At 76.8% G+C, this 1,482-nt stretch carries 1 protein-coding gene; it reads left to right on the top strand.

Going from position 1 to position 1,482, the window contains the following annotated elements; genetic code table 11:
• Positions 1-314 precede the first annotated feature (314 nt).
• The gene (locus AB0O40_RS37795; protein WP_365050895.1) at positions 315-1,316 is read left to right on the top strand and encodes an aminoglycoside phosphotransferase family protein; all 1,002 of its coding nucleotides are present in this window, start codon (positions 315-317) and stop codon (positions 1,314-1,316) included.
• Positions 1,317-1,482 lie beyond the last annotated feature (166 nt).

Below are 1,482 nucleotides of genomic sequence, written 5' to 3'. Positions count from 1 at the left end.
GGGGCTCCGGGGGCGGCCGCCCACCGGTTTCGGGAAGGGGCGGGGTGGGGCTGGCTCCGCGCAGCGGCCGGGCCCGGGCCCGGACCCCGCGCCTCAATCGCCGGCGAGGCTGGATGTGCCCCGCCGGAGTGCAAAGGGCGAGCCGGGCCCAGGATTCGGGGCGCCGCCCCGGACCCCGCGCGTCAAACTCCCCCAGCTACCGCTGGGAGGTGTCCCCAGCGAGGCTGGATATGCCACGCCAACCTGGACGTCGCCCAGTGGGAGATGCGCCAGGTCTGACCCGGGCTCCAGGACCGCGGGCTAGGGTCGGGCCCATGGGGGACGACGAGCAGGAGTGGCGGGCCACGCGCGCGTGGGTGGAGCGGGGGCTGGCGCCGGGCGAGCGGATCACGGCGGCGGAGCGGCTGCGGGGCGGGGTGACCTCGGAGATGCGGCGGCTGGAGGTCATGGGTCCGCCGGCGCTGATGAGTCCGCCGGACGGCGCGGGGCCGCCGGACCTCGGGGTGTCGGGGGCCCGGTCCCTCGTGCTGCGCTCCTTCGTGAAGCCGTTCTACCGGCGGCACGCCGAGGGGTTGTTGAACCGCGAGGCGGACGTGTTGCGGCTGCTGGCGCAGGCGGAGGGGATACCCGCGGCCCGGTTGGTGGCCGTGGACGCCACGGCCGCGCACTGCGACGACCCGTCGCTGCTGATGACCCTGCTGCCGGGGTCGGTACGGATCACCGAGGAGGGGGCCGGGGCGCGGGCCGGGCTGCTGGCGCGGCAGTTGGTGCGGATCCACGGCCTGGCGGTGGCCGAGGCGGACCGGCCGCGGGTGTACGAGGCGTGGACGACACCGGAGCGGGTGACCGTGCCGCCCTCGACGCGGCGGCCGGAGCTGTGGGCCCGGGCGGTGGACGTGATCCGGCAGCCGCCGCCCCGGTACGAACCGCGCTTCCTGCACCGGGACTTCCACCCCGGCAACGTCCTCTTCGCCGGCACCGGCCCGTCGCTCCGGATCACGGGCGTCGTGGACTGGGTCGAGACCTCCTGGGGCCCGGCCGACCTGGACGTCGCGCACTGTGCGACGGGCCTGACACTGCTGCACGGGGTGGCGGCGGGCATGGCCTTCGCGGACCGGTACGAGGCGGCGGGCGGCGTCCTGGCCACCGGCCCCGACCACCTCTACTGGCGCCTCCTGGACGTCCTCGCCTTCGCCCCCAACGCGGAGAAGGTCGGCGTCCCCTGGCGCGCCCTCGGCCGCCCCGACCTGACCCCACCCCTCCTCACATCCCGCCTCGAGTCCTACGTCTCCACCCTCATGACCCGCTACGGCTAACCCCCGGGGCCTCCGCGGGGCCCCGTGGGTGCGCCCCCTCGCGCTTGAGGCGACCGTCGCGCAGCGGCGGTGCGGCCTGGGCGCAGCCCCGCGTACCAGCCCCGCCGGCGCTTGAGGCGACCGTCGCGGAGCGGCGGTGCGGGGGCCAACCCAGCCGCGCGGCGTT

The organism is Streptomyces sp. NPDC089919 (assembly GCF_040684615.1).
Taxonomy (GTDB): Bacteria; Actinomycetota; Actinomycetes; order Streptomycetales; family Streptomycetaceae; genus Streptomyces.
Note: the sequence above shows the minus strand (reverse complement) of the source record. Positions and strands in the feature narration are given on the sequence as shown.